The sequence below is a fragment of the Rhizobium sp. N621 genome (assembly GCF_001664325.1).
GTDB classification, from domain to species: domain Bacteria; phylum Pseudomonadota; class Alphaproteobacteria; order Rhizobiales; family Rhizobiaceae; genus Rhizobium; species Rhizobium esperanzae.
Map to the genome: position 1 here is coordinate 647,847 of NZ_CP013499.1, position 16,255 is coordinate 664,101.

Consider the following 16,255-nt stretch of genomic DNA (forward strand, 5'->3'; position numbering starts at 1 on the left):
CTAACTGGTCACGACCATCTGCGGGCTGGAATGGCTGGTTCCCTCGCCCGAGGACGAGTCGGTTACGAACGCATCCGGAATCGGTTCCAGATCACGCCACGAACGAGCACGTGCGGGGTGAGCTGCAAGCAGAGCCTGGGTGTAAAGATGCTTCGGCCGCAAGAAGATCTCCTCGGTCAAGCCTTGTTCGACGATCTGGCCCGCATACATCACCACGATCCGCGTCGAAATCATCCGAGCGACCGCAAGATCATGTGTAACGAAAATGAGGCCCATCCCTGTTTCGGATTGGAGGCTCTTGATCAGCCGCAGGATCCCTGCCTGCACTGTGACATCGAGTGCGGTGGTCGGCTCGTCGGCAATCAGGATTTTCGGTTTCAGGCCGATCGCCATGGCAATACAAATTCGCTGGCGCATGCCGCCGGAGAACTGGTGCGGATAATCGTTGTAACGCTCATCTGCGCGGCGAATGCCAACTTGTTCCATCAGACTGATGGCTTGCGACTTTGCTTGTAAACGCGATAGGCCCAACCTGACCATGAAGATTTCGCTGAGCTGCGAACCGATCGCGTAGACCGGGTTCAGGCCGTCGAGCGCATCCTGGAACACCATTCCGATTCCCAGGCCGCGTATGCCGCGCAGGTCCTTCTCGGACCTTCCGACGATCTCCGTGCCGTCAAAGCGGATGCTGCCTTGCACGACACCCGGCGCGTCGACAAGGCCGAGCATCGATCGGCCGAGGACGGTTTTACCGGACCCGCTTGCGCCGACGACCGCAATCGCATCGCCCATGTCCATCGACAGCGATATACCACGAACGGCGTCAACCTTTCCGAAACCGCTCTCGAAGAAGATTCTGAGGTCTGAAATTTCGAGAAGCCTGGTCATTGGCTGCTGCTCCTCTTTTTCTTGCGGGCACGGAAGAAGAGGGTGCTTTGAGCAGGATCCTCGACTGCGCGCAGCCAGTTCGACAGGATATTTGCCGACAAGGCCGTCAACACGATGACGATGCCAGGGAAGACGGCGACAAACCATGCGCTCTTCAGATAGGCCCTGCCGTCCGAAACCATCATGCCCCAATCGACATCCGGCCGCTGCAAGCCGATCCCCAGGAACGTCAGGCTTGCCGCGGATAGAATGACCGCCGCAACCTCGAGCATGGCAAGCGTCCTGATCGTCGGAAAAACGAGCGGCGCTATGTCGCGCGTGATGATGCGCCAGTCGGATGCGCCTATCGCCTTGGCGACCTCGACGAACATCCGCTCGCGAACCTCCATGGTTTGCGTGCGGCTGGTTCTGAGATAGACCGGAATGCGGGTGATGCCGAGGACGATGACCAGGTTCAGGATGCTGGGCTGCAACACGAACAGAACCACCAGCGCCATCAGCAGCGACGGAACCGTATGAATGATGTCGGCGATCCGCAGCAGGATATTGTCCACCCAGCCGCCGAAGTAGCCGGATATCAGACCGATCGTGTAGCCGATCGTCGCGGAGATACCGACAGAAAAGATCGCTATGAGCACGGACGTGCGCGCTCCGACGATCAGTTGGAGCATGATGGGGCGCCCGAGGCTATCGGCCCCCAGGAAGAATGCAAATCCCTTGTCGAACCTGAACGGAGCGAAGAACCGCATTCCGATCGTCTGGTGGTTGGCAATGTCGACGACAAGAGGCGCAACGACGAAGGCAAGGACGAGAACGAACAAGAGCCATGTCGCGGAGGCAGCGGCGAGCGGCGACGAAACAAACATCTGCCACCTGGGCGAGGATCGCCACCGGCTGAGCCGTGTCCCAGCTGCAGAAGGATTAGTGGACAGCAAAGATGTTACTCCCATCATGTGAGTTTGATCCGCGGATCGACCACCGTGCAGATCAGGTCGATCAGCAGGTTAAGGAGAATGATTGATATGCCGACCACGACTACGCACGCCTGCAACACCGGGAAATCGCGATTGAGAATTGCGCCGACGATAAGTCGGCCGATGCCGGGAAAGGCGAAGACAACGCTGACGATCACCGCGCCATTGACCATGCCGGCGGCAATGTCTCCTGCAACGGAAATGATTGGCAGTGCGGCGTTGCGAAGCGCATGTCGGTAGACAATTCTGCGCCCGCTGAAGCCGCGTGCCCGGGCATTGCGGATATATCCTGACGACAGCACGTCGATCATTGCGCCGCGGACGACCTGCGTGAGAACGCCGATGGGGCCAATGCTCACCGTCGCCACCGGCAGAATCCAGGACATCCAGCTATTGCTGCCTGAGGTCGGAAGAAGCCGTAACTGCACGGCGAAGATCAAGATGCCGACGAGCGCGAACCAGAAATGCGGCATGCTGCTCGTCATCAGGGAAAGGATGGTGACAATGCGGTCGATCGCCCGAAATCGATAGACGGCCGCAAGTGAGCCCAGAACAAGGGCGACGAGAATGGAGATCGACATGGCGATCGACGCCAGCACCAGCGTCATCGGCATCTCGCTCAGCGCAGCTTCCATTGCAGGCCGCTGTTGCCAGATAGACGTGCCGAAATCCCCTTGGCCGACGTTGACAAGGAAAATACCAAATTGCTCGATCAAAGGCTTGTCGAGGCCATAGGCCCGGTTGAAAGCCTCGATCTGGGCAGGCTCGGCTCCCTCCGGAAAAAACAGGTCGATCGGCGATCCGGTGAGACGCGACAGAAAGAAGACGACGATAATAACGCCAAGGAGCGTTATGAATCCCGAGAGCAGGCGTCGTCCAAGATAGGTGAGCATGTCAAACATTCCTCCGCTGCGGGAGCCGCAGAGCGGCTCCCGCGGATTGGCAAATCTCTCAGTTCAGTTGGACGTCGGCAATCCGGACCTCCAGTCCCGAGAGCGGATTGGCTTTGTAGTTTACACCCTCGCCGAGCATGATCAGACGGATTTGCTCGGCAATCCCGATGAAGCCGCCGTCTTTGTAGAGGATCTCGGCCGCTTTGCGGTAAAGTTGATCACGCTCGTCACCGGCTGCGACGTCGGCGGCAGCGACAAGTTTGTCGATCTCCGGATTGCAGATGGCAGAGTTGATTCCCTTGCAGGTGATGTATTTCGGGAAGCTGAAGCTTGCATCGCCGGACGTATTGTCATGCGAGATCATCTGCAATGTCGGCGGCTGCTCCGGTGGGAAGGGTTGACGAAGAAACTCGCGCCAAGCGGTGTTTTCCATGCTTTTGATGTTTGCCTGCAGGCCGACTTCGCGAAGATTCTGCGCGATAGCCTGCACGAGTTCACCGCCGTCGGGCAGGATATCCGGTCGCGTGACGATATCGAAGGGCGTGTCGACGGCATGCCCATCGGCTTTGGCGGCAGCGATCAATTCCTTGGCTTTCGCCGGATCGTATTTCATGGCGCCTGAGGCGTCGTAATCGGGAATGTAGGCGTTCACCTGCGGACCCAGCATCTGGTAATAAGGAGCCCCGGTGATGCCCAGGATCGCGGGCACGATGGTGTCGCGGTCGATGGCGTAGGAAAGCGCCTGGCGTACCCGTGGGTCCTTGAACGGCTCCTTGAAGGTCATCGGACGCATCACGAAAATGCGGTTGTCCTTGAAAGTGACGGTGCGATCATCGTCCGTCGCATCCTGAGCCTGGATGCTGAGCGCAATCTGGGCCTCTCCGGTCTCGACCATGCTTGCTCGGACGGAGGCTTCCTTGCGGACGATGTAGGTCACGTCTTTGATCTGCGGTGCGGTCCCCCAATAGCCGTCAAAGCGCGTCAGTTTTACCGCGTCGCCCTGTTTTCTGCTGACGAACTTGTACGGCCCGGTGCCGACGGGATTGACAACCTTCTCCGGCTTCGTCTGGCTGACAAGGTCGCCGATATCAACGTAGGAAAGCCGCAGGGGAAGGATCGGATCGACAACGGTGGTTGTCACCTTGAGCGTCAGATCGTCAACAGCCTCGGCAGTGACGGGTGTCGGAATCTGCCCGCTGTTCAGGCAGGCGAGACCGGGGAAGTTGGAGCCGCCCTGGGTGCGCATGATGTTTGCAGCTGCGGCGGCCGCATTGAAGTCGGTTCCGTCATGGAATTTCACGCCTTTCTTGAGCTTGAACTCCCAGGTCTTGTCGCTTGTCTGTTTCCAGGAGTCAGCAAGAAGTGGCTCTACCTTGCCATTCACCGGGCTGACGTGCGTAAGCGACTCGAATATGTTGCCCCGCACGACGTTTGCATTCTGCGCCGGTTGCGTGTCGCAAGGATCGAGCGAGTCCAGCTCGACGGCCAGAACGACCGTAATTCCCTTGTCGGATTTCTCGGCTCGCGCCGGAGTGCCGCTAAGCATGGTCGCCGCGCCTGCGATCGCAACTGCGCTCCACAAAATTCCTAATTTCATTTTCAACCTCCCTGTTTAAGACAAATCGACCGTCGGCACTCAAACTGCCGCGGCTTGCGCATGGGCGAAGCTCAGGACTTCGGTGTGAAAACATCCTTTTCGGAAAGCGCATTGAGCATGGGCCGGCCTTCGCGGTAGCGAGCGATGTTTTCGGTAATCATCTGGATCGACCGCTGCCGCTTGTCTGGCAAACCCGGCGTCATGTGAGGCGTTACCAGCACATTCGATAGGTCCCAGAGCGGAGAATCTGCGGGCAATGGTTCCTTCGCGAAGACGTCCAGTCCAGCGCCCGCGATCTCGCCGGAACGAAGAGCCTGGACCAGCGCCTGTTCGTCAATCACCTGGCCGCGCGCCATATTGATAATGAAGGCCGACGGCTTCATCCTAGCAAACTGCGGCGCGGAGAACATGTGGTACGTCACATCGGTAAGCTGCGTCGCCAGCATGATGACGTCGGCCTGCTCGATCAGCGGGTCGATGGTATCGCCGCGTTCCGAACTCAGCATCAGGTCGACATTTACTGGCGCAGCGATGGCACTGCGGTTGAGCGCGATGACCCTCATCTGGAATGCTTTGCCGAGAGCGGCCATCTCGGCACCCGTCTGGCCATAACCAATGATACCGAGTGTCTTGCCGGCCAGGCCGAGCTTTTGCTCATAGCCCGGAATGCCGCGCCAAGCGTGCGCCGCCTGTTTCTCCATGAGCTGTCTTGCGTCATAGGTCAAAGCCAATGCGAAATAAAAGGCGTGCTGCGCCAGCGCCGCGGCCGACCGCCCGGCAGACCCGGTCACGAGCAATCCCTTCTGAAACACTTCCGGCCTAGCCGATCGCGTCAACCCGGAATGGTCGCAATGCACCCACTTCAAGGCCGGCGCCTCAAGATATCGGTCGTCAAGGTCTCCCGATATGATCGCTACATCCACAAACTTCAGCGCGTCTGCGATGCCCTTCTCGTCCGTTGAAGAGCAATGAATGAATTGCGCGGGCGCCACCTGCGCCCGAAGCAGGGCGAGCTCATCAGGCTGATAGGGAACTGTCGCAAGAACGGCATTGATAGCGGGTTGACCGTTATGCGTTGCGGATGCGGGGGATTGCGGCATGTTTCCTCCAAAATTGAGCCGGGCACCGCGACGTGCAGCAGGTCACCTGGGCCATAAATGTTCCTCAGAAGGTATCGAATAAACAAAAAAATGCAAGTAGTTACAAGTTGGTACGGAATTGAAAAACGGCGCCATTGGATTTTTTCGTTAATTTACAATGATATGGCCGTTGCGTCTCGCTTGGTTTGCCGACATCCCTTCCATTGCAGTGACGACAATTTGTAAACTGAACGACATCTCGTACGCGAGTTGTCTGCCAAAGGCCCAGCGTAAGGGTATGTGTGCGACCATGGCCGCCTAGGAAGTGACGCGGGAGATCAAGTCGTGCTGCAGCCGCCGGCGCAGCGAAAACGCTGATAGGCGATCTCGCTCACTCGACTGACGACACTCTTCAATCGAGAAGGTGGCTAGCCACGGCCAAGGCAGGGTCTGCGGTCCGTTGAGCACGGTTTTGCGACGGCCGGCAGTTTCGTCGCCGTGTGAGGCGCCACGTTCGACCACGTAGCGCCATCTTTGTTTCAGAAGCGTCCGTGCCGCTTGGTGGTTATTGCGAGCTTTTTGCCAAGCGAAGCCGCGCGCGCCGCCGCAGTCGGGTCTGGAAATAGACGCATTCGGTAAGCGTGCCGGGCTCGTAAGCCCGCCCATCATCGGCAGGCATGTCACCGACATTGCGGTTGCTGGGATATTTTTCGATTTCTTCCTCGACCAGCTCAACTCCAAGGCCTGGAGCGTCGGGGACCGGCAGATGACCATCCTCAACCTTCAGAACCGGCGTCACCACCTCATACCGACCCGACCAGTCAAATTCCACGCGCTCGAGCATCAGCGCATTTGGAATTGTCGCCATGACATGAAGTGCTGCGAATTCGGCGATGGGACCAAGCGAGCCAGAGTGGGGAGCAACGGTAATGTAGTGGGCTTCAGCCATCGCAGCCATTTTGCGCGTCTGGGTTATTCCCCCGGCGCGCCCGGTGTCGGGCTGGATCACGTCGACGAGATCTCGCTCGATATACTGCCGGATACCCCAGATGTTGCTCACCCGCTCTCCTGCGGCCAGAGGAACGTCAATGGCATCGCGGATCCGTTCAAGCGCATCAAGGTTTTCCGGAGCAACCGGATCTTCGAGGAAAAGGAGGTCCAGCGGCTCAAGCGCTCGACCGACCAATATCGCGTCCTTTGTCGTCATCCACGAAGGGCCATGCGCGTCCACCATCAAGTCGACATCAGCGCCGATCGTGTCGCGGATGCTCGCGACCTTGTCGAGGTCGACTGCGCCGGTGAAGCCGACCTTGACACCTTGATAGCCTCTTTCTAATAGCTCGCGCGCCCGGTCCGGTGTCTTGGCATGTCCGTAAACCTTGATCCGATCCCTGAAACGGCCGCCAAGCAGGTTCCAGATCGGCTGATTAAGAGCCTTGCCTTTGATATCCCACAACGCCATCTCAATACCGGTCAACGCTCCTCCTCCGACCGTCCCAAGGGTACCGTGCCCCATGGAGGAGACAAACATCCGGCTCCAAATCCGGTCGATATCTCGCGGATCCTCGCCGATGAGGATTGCACGGTAGTCTTTCACGGCAGCCTCGACGACCCTCGGCCAGCCAGAGCATTCCCCGATCCCGTAAATACCTTCGTCTGTCTCGACCTTGACAAAAAGCCAGTTGCGCGAGCCGCGGAAATCTGCTTCGCCCGCGGCACCGGCGGAGGTCTGCCCTGGCAGGCCTGGTCGTGGACCCACTTGCATGAGGTAGGTTCTGATATCGGTAATCTTCATGCGACTGCCCTTCTAAATAATGCGCAACGGATCAGGGTCCCGAAGTACGAGCTTCGGCATCCCTATTTTGCCTTTCGCTGGGGCCAACCACTCAGGGATACGGCGGAGCCTAGGTGCTGTTGCCCGACTAAATTGGCCGGCTCTTTTGTTCGCCAAGACGGACCCCCACAACGGTCATAGCTTCGGCTAAGCTCGTGAGACTGTTCTGCTTCCCCGTAACCGTAATAGTTAGGACAGCTAAAGACAAGTGTCAACAGGAATAGACGAGTGATTTAGTTTGTGATAAGATGGCAGTCCTAGGGGTTAGTCGCTGTACAATGACGGGTCGGATTGTCGAGTCCCAGACGCCCGGCTATCAATGGTAATGGTGGTGTGTCTTACGATAAGGGAACTATCGTTCTGTGGCACGCTGGGAAAAGGATGAAACGTGCATGAAGGAAACCATATTTTCTGAGAGTGGGGCGGGAAAAATTGCCAATAGCAGGAGTGTCGATATTGAACTGACCGAATCCGGAACACCCGGACGCCTCAGCGACGTGGTGTACGATGGCATTGTGACGCTAATCGCCCGCGGCGATCTTTTGTTGAATAGCAAACTGCCCTCAGAGTCGGAACTGGCGGCTAGGTTTGCGGTTTCCCGAACCGTCGTTAGAGAGGCGCTTGGGCGTCTCAGAGAAGACGCGGTTATCGTTTCGCGCCAGGGCTCCGGCTCCTACGCCATCCGCAAGCCCGATGTTGCCGTGCTTCGTTTTGCGCAAGTGAGCTCTCTCGCCGATGTTCAGCGCTGCTTCGAGTTTCGCGCCGGACACGAGGCTGCAGCCGCAGCGCTTGCCGCGGAGCGCTGGCAGGATGAGGATCTGGCGCTCATCGCCGCAGCTCTGGCATCCCTGGAGCAATGTGTCAAAACAGGTACGCTAGGAATTGACGAGGACCGTCTTTTTCATGAGGCCGTGGCCAAAGCCACGAGAAATTCCTACTATATTTCGATCCAGGCTTCGCTAGCTTCCCACATCACGACAGGCATGAACATTACGCGCCAACTCAGTCTCTTGCGGGCACCCGACCGCCTAAGAGCGGTTCAGTCGGAGCATGATCAAATTTATGAAGCTATACGGGCTCGGGATCCTGAGCGCGCGCGCCTAGCCATGGAGCGGCATATTGTCAGCGCTCGCGAACGTATGTTTGAAGGTATCTAACCTCAAGGCGTTAGCAGGATCGCAGTCTCCCAGCAGGACATGAGTATTTCCAAGATGTGTGACGGGAATCCATCTGCGAGAGCAGTTTGACTAGGAACCTTCACGAGGCGAGAAAACTGCATGTGATTGCCGCCGCCGACCGCCCGGTCGGCGCCTGCGACATCTGCTCAAGGCGCAAATGAGCGGCGGCGGCCGGCCCAGCTTGAGTCACGAGTAAGGTCTCGGATCGCCGCCCTTTGAAATAGAGCACGCAACGGAACTATCGCTGCGCTCCACAAAATTCGCGGAAGAATTGGTTTCTATGATCCATCCGCAGACGTCGCCACACCTGTCGGCAACGGTCACATCCCGTTGAGCCGTTCCGATCGGCAACGCCTGTGCGGGCAACGACCGCGTGCCTCAAAAAAGTGAGCCGGCCAATCTCTGCTCCAGGAGCAAAAAGACTTTCTACATGTATAAAGATGTACCTACTTGTAATAAATTGAAATCCCGGTATCGTTGGCATCAATGTGTAGACGCGAAAGACCAGCCCTCGGCAAACGAGGTTCAGGCGCGTTCTGCGATAATGCATGGTTTGGAGGAGACCAAAAATATGGACAATGCTTCTGAGATTAAGGTGAGCCGCCGTGAGTTTCTAGCGGGAGTAGGCGGAGTTGTCGCTTTATCCATAACAGCGCGCACGGCTGAGGCGGCCGAGACTAAGGAGGCGCCGCAGCTCACGGCGCTGGTGAAAGAAGGCAAGCTTCCGGCGCTGGCCGATCGCCTCCCACAGAACCCCATGGTAGTGACGCCGTGGGAAAAAATTGGAACTTACGGAGGCACCCTTCGACGGGGCCTACGCGGTTCGTCGGACCACAACGGCATTCTGCGTATGGTGGGCAATCAGGGCTTGGTTCGGTGGAACATGGAATTTACCGCCGTACTACCGAATCTAGCAGAGAAGTGGGAGGTTAGCGAAGACGCCACGCAGTTTACTTTCCATCTTCTCCGAGGCGTAAAATGGTCGGATGGGCATCCTTTCACGGCGGACGACGTCGTCTTCGCGATCGAGGATGTTGTCAAAAACAAAGAACTCTACAGCTCAGCGCCTGCTCAGATTCAAGTGGCGGGCACGCCGGTTGTCGTAGAGAAAGTCGATGACTACACCGTCAGATTTACTTTTGCCGCAGCCAACGCGCTTTATCTCGAAAACCTCGCTACGCCGCTCGGCCAACATCCGACGCTGTTCGCCAAGCACTACTGCAGTAAGTTCCATCCCAAGTACAATGCGAATCTTACCGCAGACGTGAAGGCCTCGGGTGCCAACAGCTGGACAGATCTATTTCGCGCAAAGTGCGGCGATATCGAAATCCCTTCCCGTTGGGCGAATCCCGAAAGGCCGACTTTAGATCCATGGATTATCAAAGAACCCTATACAGGCGGCGCGACCCGCGTACTAATGGTTCGCAATCCCTACTTCTGGCAGATCGATACCGAGGGTAATCAATTGCCATATATCGACGAACTAAATTTCGGCCTATCGCAGGACGTCGAGTCACTGATGCTGAATGTCATCTCAGGCAAAATCGACATTCAAGAACGACACATCAATATACTGGCCAACAAGCCTACCCTGTCGCAAAACATGAAGAAAGGTGATTATCGTCTGATGACGCTAGAGCCCTCTTCAGCCCAACAGTGCCAGATCTATTTGAACTTGACGCACAAGGATCCGGCGATGCGTAAGATGTTCGCTGACAAGTCATTTCGTCAAGCCCTCTCGATTGGTATCAATCGCCAAGAAATCATTGACATCGTCTATTTCGGACAAAGCCAACCTTATCAAACTGGTCCGCGCCCTGGCCACCCTTGGCACTACGAGAAACTTTCGCGGCAGTTCACCGAATATGAGCCCGAGAAGGCTAATTTATTACTCGACCAAATCGGATTCGATAAGAAAAACGGCAACGGAACCCGTCTGCGTCCTGATGGCCAACCGGTGTTCTTTGCCGTTGACGTGATTCCCACGCTCAATCCTGATCAAGTGGATGCACTTGAACTGATCAAAACTCATTGGGCTGCAATCGGAATTGACATGAAGATTAATACGATGGAGAGGGCGCTTTACTACACGCGTGGCGATGAAAACGCTCACGACGCGCAGTTGTGGTCAGGAGCCGGTGGCTTGGATCCAATGCTCGATCCGCGTGATTACTTCGCCTTCCATCCTCAAGGCTCGCGCTACGCCATTCCCTGGACACTTTGGTACACCTCCAATGGCGCACGCGGCGAAGAACCGCCGGAAAGCCAGAAGAAGCGGATGAAGCTCTTCGACGAGGCACGTTCGACGGCCGACCTCGACAAGCGCGGTGCGATCATGAAGCAGATCTTTGACCTTTGCGCCGATAGTTTCGAGACGATCGGAGTTTGCCTTGCCGTCGGAAGCTTCGGCATCATCCGCAACAACCTGCGCAACGTGCCGGAAAAGCAACCGGACAGCTGGTCCTGGCCTAATCCGGGGCCTGCCCTGCCGCAGCAGTTCACGTTTACGAGCTGACTGACCTGCCGGTGCCGCCGTCGTATCGACGGCGGCACCTTCCAATCACATGGCATAACATGCTGAAGCGACGGCCATCGGCCTCGCGTCTGCATATGTTGCGATCCGACCTCGGAGCTCTCCATGCTGAAATTCATCGCCAAACGCTTCTTATGGATGATTCCATCGCTTTTCGCCGTCAGCTTCCTGGCTTTCGTGCTGATCCAGCTGCCGCCGGGCGATTATGTCACGACCTATATCGCGACGCTCGCGGCATCCAATGAGATCGTCGACCAGAACACGGCCGCGCAACTGCGCGAGCGCTTCGGCCTCGATGATCCGATGCTCGTCCAATATTTCAAATGGATATGGGGCATCCTCTCGCGCGGCGATTTCGGCATTTCCTTCGAATGGCAGCAGCCGGTCTCGGATCTGATCTGGGAGCGTATGGCGCTGACGCTGGTTCTGGCGCTCTCGACATTGATCGCCACCTGGGCGATCGCGCTGCCGATCGGCGTCTTCTCCGCCGTGAAGAAATATTCGATCGGCGACTATTTCTTCACTGCCTTCACCTTCTTCGGCCTGTCCATCCCGTCTTTCCTGCTGGCGCTGGTGCTGATGTATGTGGCTGCGGTCGAGTTCGGCCAGGATGTCGGCGGGCTCTTCTCGCCGGAATATGAGACCGCCTCCTGGAGCATCGCTAAGATGCTCGATCTGCTGAGCCATCTCTGGCTTCCCGTCATCATTCTCGCCGTCTCCTCGACGGCAAGCCTCATCCGCGTCATGCGTGCCAACATGCTCGACGAACTGCCGAAACCCTACGTGGTCACGGCACGGGCGAAGGGCCTCTCCGAATTCCGCCTGCTGATGAAATATCCTCTGATGATCGCGCTCAACCCGTTCATCTCGACGATCGCCTGGCTGCTGCCCAACCTGATTTCCGGTTCGGTCGTCGTCGCCATCGTCCTCAACCTGCCAACGGCGGCACCTCTGCTGCTGCAGGCGCTGATGGCACAGGACATGTATCTCGCCGGCGCTTTCGTGCTCCTGATCTGCGCGCTGACGCTGATCGGCTCCCTGATCAGCGACATTCTTCTGGCGCTGGTCGATCCCCGCATCCGCTTGGAATAGGAGGCTGATGTGGCCGACATCACCATTACAAACCTGCAGCCGGACCGCGCCGCCGTCGCGTCGCAATGGCAGCTCATCTGGTGGGCTTTCCGCCGGCACAAGCTGGCCATGGTGGCGCTCGTCGTCACCGTGATGATGTATATCGTCGCGCTGGTTCCCGGCTTTTTCGCCATCAACGATCCGAACCTGCAGAATGCGCGGGCGACGTTCCATCCGCCGCAGAGAGTGCACCTGATCGATACGACGAACGGCTTCTCCTTCGGCCTGCATTATTACCCGATGAAGCTGACCCGCGATCCGGAAACGCTCGCCGCCATCTTCAAGGAAGATACGACGAAGCGGATCGACGTGCAGTTTTTCGGCCGCGGCTACGAATATTCCGTGTTCGGCCTCTTCAACACGAACATCCATCTCCTCGCTTCGCCGGATAAGACCACGCCGCTGCTGCTTTTCGGAGCCGACAGGCTTGGACGCGACGTCTTCAGCCGGACGGTGCAGGGTTCGCAAGTCTCCCTGTCGATCGGCCTTGTCGGCGTCTTCTTCTCACTGATGCTCGGCATCGTGCTCGGCGGCATCTCGGGATACTACGGCGGCCGCATCGATTTCTTCATGCAGCGGCTGATCGATTTCGTCCTGGCGCTGCCGACCATCCCGATCTGGCTGGCCATGGCCGCGGCGCTGCCGCAGGGCTGGCCGGCGACGCTGCAATATATGATGATCACCATCATCCTGTCGCTGACCGGCTGGGCGCAGCTCGCCCGCGTCGTGCGCGGCCGCTTCCTGTCGCTGCGCACCGAGGAGTTCGTCGCCGCCGCAAGGCTCGACGGTGTCCGCGAAAGACGCATCATCTTCCGCCATATGCTGCCGAGTTTCGCGAGCCACATCATCGCTTCGATCACGCTCGCGGTACCGGCGATGATCCTTGCCGAAACCTCGCTCTCTTTCCTGGGGCTCGGACTGCAGCCGCCGACGATCTCCTGGGGCGTGCTGCTGCGCGAGGCCCAAAATATCCGCTCGATCGCCACCGCACCCTGGCTCTTCATGCCGGGCTGCGCCGTCGTGGTCGCCGTCATGGCGCTCAATCTTCTCGGCGACGGCCTGCGCGATGCGGCCGACCCCTACAACAAATGAGGCCGGCATGACCGATATCATTCCCATTGCCGGCAGGCCGCTGCTCGAGGTGAAGAACCTCACGGTCGAATTCCCTCTGCGCACCGGCGTCTTCCGCGCCGTCCGCGATCTCTCCTTCTCGATCGAACCGGGCAAGACGCTCTGCGTCGTCGGTGAAAGCGGCTCCGGCAAGTCGGTGACGGCGCGCTCGATCCTGCAGATCGTCGATGCGCCCGGCCGCATTGCCGGCGGATCGATCGTCCTGAACGATCAGAAGGGCGTCTCGACCGATCTCACCAGCCTCAATCCGCGCGGCCGCCAGATCCGCGCGATCCGCGGCCGCGACATCGCGATGATCTTCCAGGAGCCGATGTCGTCGCTGTCGCCGATCCACACGGTCGGCAACCAGATCGTCGAGGCGCTTCGCCTTCACACCCGGATGAGCAAGGCGGAGGCGCGGGCGGAAGCCATATCGCTGCTGAAGCAGGTGGAAATTCCCTCGCCGGAAAAGGCGCTGGATCGTTATGCCTTCCAATATTCCGGCGGCATGCGCCAGCGCGCGATGATCGCCATGGCGCTCGCTTGCAAACCGCAGCTCCTGATCGCCGACGAACCGACCACCGCCCTCGACGTCACGACGCAGGCCGAGATTCTCGACCTGATCGCCCGGCTGCAGAAGGCCAACGGCATGGCCGTGCTCTTCATCACCCATGATATGGGCGTGGTGGCGCAGATCGCCGACGACGTGCTCGTCATGCACAATGGCGTGGCGAAGGAATACGGGCCGGTCGAGCAGATTTTCCATGCGCCGCAGGACGACTATACCCGCATGCTGATCGGCTCGGTCCTGAAGCTGGAGCAAAAGGCCGAGATCCGCCTGGCGCGCCCGCCGCTCGACAGGACGAAGGCGCCGATCCTCGAGCTGCGTAACGTGTCGATGGATTTCGGCGAAGTGAAGGCTCTGAACGATGTCTCCATCTCGCTGCTGCCGGGCGAAACCCTCGGCATTGTCGGCGAGAGCGGGTCCGGCAAGACGACCATGGGCCGCTCGATCATGCGGCTGATCGATCCCTCCGCCGGCGAAATCCTCTATCGCAACGCCGGCGGCGACATCATCGATCTGGCGACTGCGAAAGGGCCAACGCTTGCCGCCGCACGCCGCGAATTGCGCATGGTGTTCCAGGATCCTTTCGGCTCTCTCAATCCGCGCATGACCGTCTCGCAGATCATCGGCGAACCGCTGCTGGTCAACGGTATCGCCAGGGGACGGGCGCTGGATGAGAGCGTCTGCCACCTCATGGAGCAGGTCGGTCTCGATCCGCGGGCGCGCGAGCGCTATCCGCATGCCTTCTCCGGCGGCCAGCGCCAGCGCATCGGCATCGCCCGCGCCATCACGCTCGATCCGCGCGTCATCGTCGCCGACGAGGCCACCTCGGCGCTCGACGTCTCCGTGCGCTCGCAGGTGCTCGACCTCTTGATGCGCCTGCAGGATCAGCTCGGGCTCGCCTACATCTTCATCAGCCATGACATCGGCGTCATCCGCTACATGTGCGACCGCGTCGGCGTCATGTACAAAGGCCAGCTCGTCGAAATCGGCGATGCGGAGAAGGTCTGCAATACGCCCGAGCACGCCTATACCCAGGCGCTGATATCGGCGATCCCACGCCCCGATCCGCGCGATCGTGATCATTCCAGGCGTTTCCGCTATGTGCCGCTGGACGAAGCGCTGCCGCGTGCCAGCCATGGCAGCTCCTAGATGTTTGATCCCAGGCTTTGATGGGGCATCCTTGTCTTCCGAATCAAAGGATGCGTTATGGGCCAGGTTCTTCATGGGAGCGCCACGACGACAGAGGCAGTCCGTCGAGCGATACAACATAGTCAAGAGAGCCTGAGAACGCTTTCGAAGCGTTACGGAATCAATCAGAAGACCGTCGCCAAGTGGCGGAAGCGGTCCTCTGTTGCGGACCTTCCGACCGGCCCGAAAGAGCCTAGATCGACGGTGCTCTCCGTCGAGGAGGAGGCTGTTATCGTTGCCTTTCGCCGGTATACGCTGCTGCCGCTCGATGACTGCCTCTATGCACTACAGCCGACAATCCCGCATCTGACACGGTCGTCGCTGCACCGCTGCCTGCAGCGCCACGGCATCGGCCGCCTGCCGGATGTCGAGGGCGACAGACCGGCGAAGAAGAAGTTCAAGAGCTACCCGATCGGCTACTTCCACATCGACATTGCCGAGGTGCGCACCGAACAGGGTAAGTTACACATGTTCGTTGCCATCGATCGCACCTCGAAGTTTGCCTTCGTCGAACTGCACGAGAAGGCCACCACCGCCGTCTCGCGTGAATTCCTCTGCGCTTGATTGCAGCCGTCCCCTACAAGATCCACACCGTGCTCACCGACAACGGGATCCAGTTCACCACGCCCGGCGCTGGAGGCTCCGCTGTACCGCTGATCAAGGAGGCGATCGCCAATGGCGAGCGTTTCTGGGCGCATGCCTTCGAATACACCTGCGCCACCAATGATATCGAGCACCGCACCACCAAGGTGAAGCATCCATGGACCAACGGTCAGGTCGAGAGAATGAACCGAACCATCAAGGATGCCACCGTCAGACGCTTCTACTATGAAAGTCACGATCAACTGCGCCAGCATCTTGCCGACTTCGTCGCCGCTTACAATTTCGGCCGCAGGCTCAAGACCCTCAAGGGCCTCACACCCTACGAGTTCATCTGCAAAGCATGGGCTTCACAGCCCGAACGCTCTACCCTCGATCCGCTCCAGCAAATGCCGGGACTAAACAAAACGAGAACGAGTGATGCAAGGCTTCCGATCCGTCGGCGGCTTGCAACGATTTATATCGGTGTTTTCAGCAGTCAGAAATCATTTCGTCCCGTCGCACCAGAAGCACTCCGCCCTAGCCACCCACGTTCATCGGATCCGCGCTATGGCGCAATGGAAGGCCGTGACCGGCGCAACAGCCTGAGTTTAACTGAAAGCACCTCCTCCGGCCTCAGTGAAACAACGTGACAACGCCGTTTCAGCCCTTCCATGCTCGCCCAGATACCAGTGTCTTTTTC

Annotated in this window: 11 protein-coding genes and 2 pseudogenes; 7 read left to right on the forward strand and 6 right to left on the reverse strand. The window is 58.6% G+C overall.

Annotation, left to right across the window (positions count from 1 at the left end):
- The 6 genes from AMK00_RS30025 to AMK00_RS30050 all read right to left on the reverse strand — a co-directional run bounded on the left by AMK00_RS30025 (position 1) and on the right by AMK00_RS30050 (position 7,226).
- Positions 1–888, reverse strand: a complete 888-nt coding sequence (locus tag AMK00_RS30025; RefSeq protein ID WP_064813014.1) for an ABC transporter ATP-binding protein — start codon at positions 886–888, stop codon at positions 1–3.
- Complete coding sequence (locus AMK00_RS30030; RefSeq protein WP_064813016.1) at positions 885–1,754, reverse strand: ABC transporter permease; 870 nt, start codon at positions 1,752–1,754, stop codon at positions 885–887. The genes AMK00_RS30025 and AMK00_RS30030 overlap by 4 nt, the downstream gene beginning before the upstream one ends.
- Before the next feature lie 83 nt (positions 1,755–1,837).
- Positions 1,838–2,755, reverse strand: a complete 918-nt coding sequence (locus AMK00_RS30035; protein WP_064813242.1) for an ABC transporter permease — start codon at positions 2,753–2,755, stop codon at positions 1,838–1,840.
- Positions 2,756–2,813: 58 nt separating this feature from the next.
- Positions 2,814–4,352: an ABC transporter substrate-binding protein gene (locus tag AMK00_RS30040; RefSeq protein ID WP_082240405.1), complete on the reverse strand. Its 1,539-nt coding sequence runs from the start codon at positions 4,350–4,352 to the stop codon at positions 2,814–2,816.
- Between the two features lie 71 nt (positions 4,353–4,423).
- Positions 4,424–5,452 carry a D-2-hydroxyacid dehydrogenase gene (locus tag AMK00_RS30045; protein WP_064813020.1) on the reverse strand — a complete coding sequence of 343 codons (1,029 nt, stop codon included), beginning with the start codon at positions 5,450–5,452 and terminating at the stop codon, positions 4,424–4,426.
- A 544-nt stretch (positions 5,453–5,996) separates the two neighbouring features.
- Positions 5,997–7,226, reverse strand: coding sequence for a mandelate racemase/muconate lactonizing enzyme family protein (locus AMK00_RS30050; RefSeq protein WP_064813022.1), 1,230 nt, complete (start codon positions 7,224–7,226; stop codon positions 5,997–5,999).
- Positions 7,227–7,657: 431 nt separating this feature from the next.
- Here AMK00_RS30050 and AMK00_RS30055 point away from each other — a divergent pair, with 431 nt between their 5' ends.
- From AMK00_RS30055 to AMK00_RS31725, 7 genes and pseudogenes are all read left to right on the forward strand, one after another.
- Positions 7,658–8,422 (forward strand): FadR/GntR family transcriptional regulator, encoded by a 765-nt coding sequence (locus AMK00_RS30055; protein ID WP_082240406.1) that lies wholly within the window; start codon positions 7,658–7,660, stop codon positions 8,420–8,422.
- Between the two features lie 592 nt (positions 8,423–9,014).
- Positions 9,015–10,958, forward strand: a complete 1,944-nt coding sequence (locus AMK00_RS30060) for an ABC transporter substrate-binding protein (RefSeq protein ID WP_064813246.1) — start codon at positions 9,015–9,017, stop codon at positions 10,956–10,958.
- Between the two features lie 123 nt (positions 10,959–11,081).
- The gene (locus AMK00_RS30065) at positions 11,082–12,068 is read left to right on the forward strand and encodes an ABC transporter permease (protein WP_064813024.1); all 987 of its coding nucleotides are present in this window, start codon (positions 11,082–11,084) and stop codon (positions 12,066–12,068) included.
- Positions 12,069–12,077: 9 nt separating this feature from the next.
- On the forward strand, positions 12,078–13,199 hold the full coding sequence (locus tag AMK00_RS30070; RefSeq protein ID WP_064813026.1) for an ABC transporter permease: 1,122 nt from the start codon (positions 12,078–12,080) through the stop codon (positions 13,197–13,199).
- A gap of 7 nt (positions 13,200–13,206) precedes the next feature.
- Entirely contained in the window at positions 13,207–14,934 is a 1,728-nt protein-coding gene (locus AMK00_RS30075; protein ID WP_064813028.1) for an ABC transporter ATP-binding protein, read from the forward strand.
- Between the two features lie 57 nt (positions 14,935–14,991).
- Positions 14,992–15,977: pseudogene (locus AMK00_RS30080) on the forward strand (IS481 family transposase); the annotation flags it as partial.
- Between the two features lies 1 nt (position 15,978).
- A pseudogene (locus tag AMK00_RS31725) lies at positions 15,979–16,161 on the forward strand (IS6 family transposase); the annotation flags it as partial.
- Positions 16,162–16,255: the final 94 nt, after the last annotated feature.

Bases quoted from the DNA above. Each gene is read 5' to 3' on its own strand.
- AMK00_RS30025 (WP_064813014.1), bottom strand. From the start codon at position 888: ATGACCAGGCTTCTCGAAATTTCAGACCTCAGAATCTTCTTCGAGAGC.
- AMK00_RS30030 (WP_064813016.1), bottom strand. From the start codon at position 1,754: ATGTTTGTTTCGTCGCCGCTCGCCGCTGCCTCCGCGACATGGCTCTTG.
- AMK00_RS30035 (WP_064813242.1), bottom strand. From the start codon at position 2,755: ATGCTCACCTATCTTGGACGACGCCTGCTCTCGGGATTCATAACGCTC.
- AMK00_RS30040 (WP_082240405.1), bottom strand. From the start codon at position 4,352: ATGAAATTAGGAATTTTGTGGAGCGCAGTTGCGATCGCAGGCGCGGCG.
- AMK00_RS30045 (WP_064813020.1), bottom strand. From the start codon at position 5,452: ATGCCGCAATCCCCCGCATCCGCAACGCATAACGGTCAACCCGCTATC.
- AMK00_RS30050 (WP_064813022.1), bottom strand. From the start codon at position 7,226: ATGAAGATTACCGATATCAGAACCTACCTCATGCAAGTGGGTCCACGA.
- AMK00_RS30055 (WP_082240406.1), top strand. From the start codon at position 7,658: ATGAAGGAAACCATATTTTCTGAGAGTGGGGCGGGAAAAATTGCCAAT.
- AMK00_RS30060 (WP_064813246.1), top strand. From the start codon at position 9,015: ATGGACAATGCTTCTGAGATTAAGGTGAGCCGCCGTGAGTTTCTAGCG.
- AMK00_RS30065 (WP_064813024.1), top strand. From the start codon at position 11,082: ATGCTGAAATTCATCGCCAAACGCTTCTTATGGATGATTCCATCGCTT.
- AMK00_RS30075 (WP_064813028.1), top strand. From the start codon at position 13,207: ATGACCGATATCATTCCCATTGCCGGCAGGCCGCTGCTCGAGGTGAAG.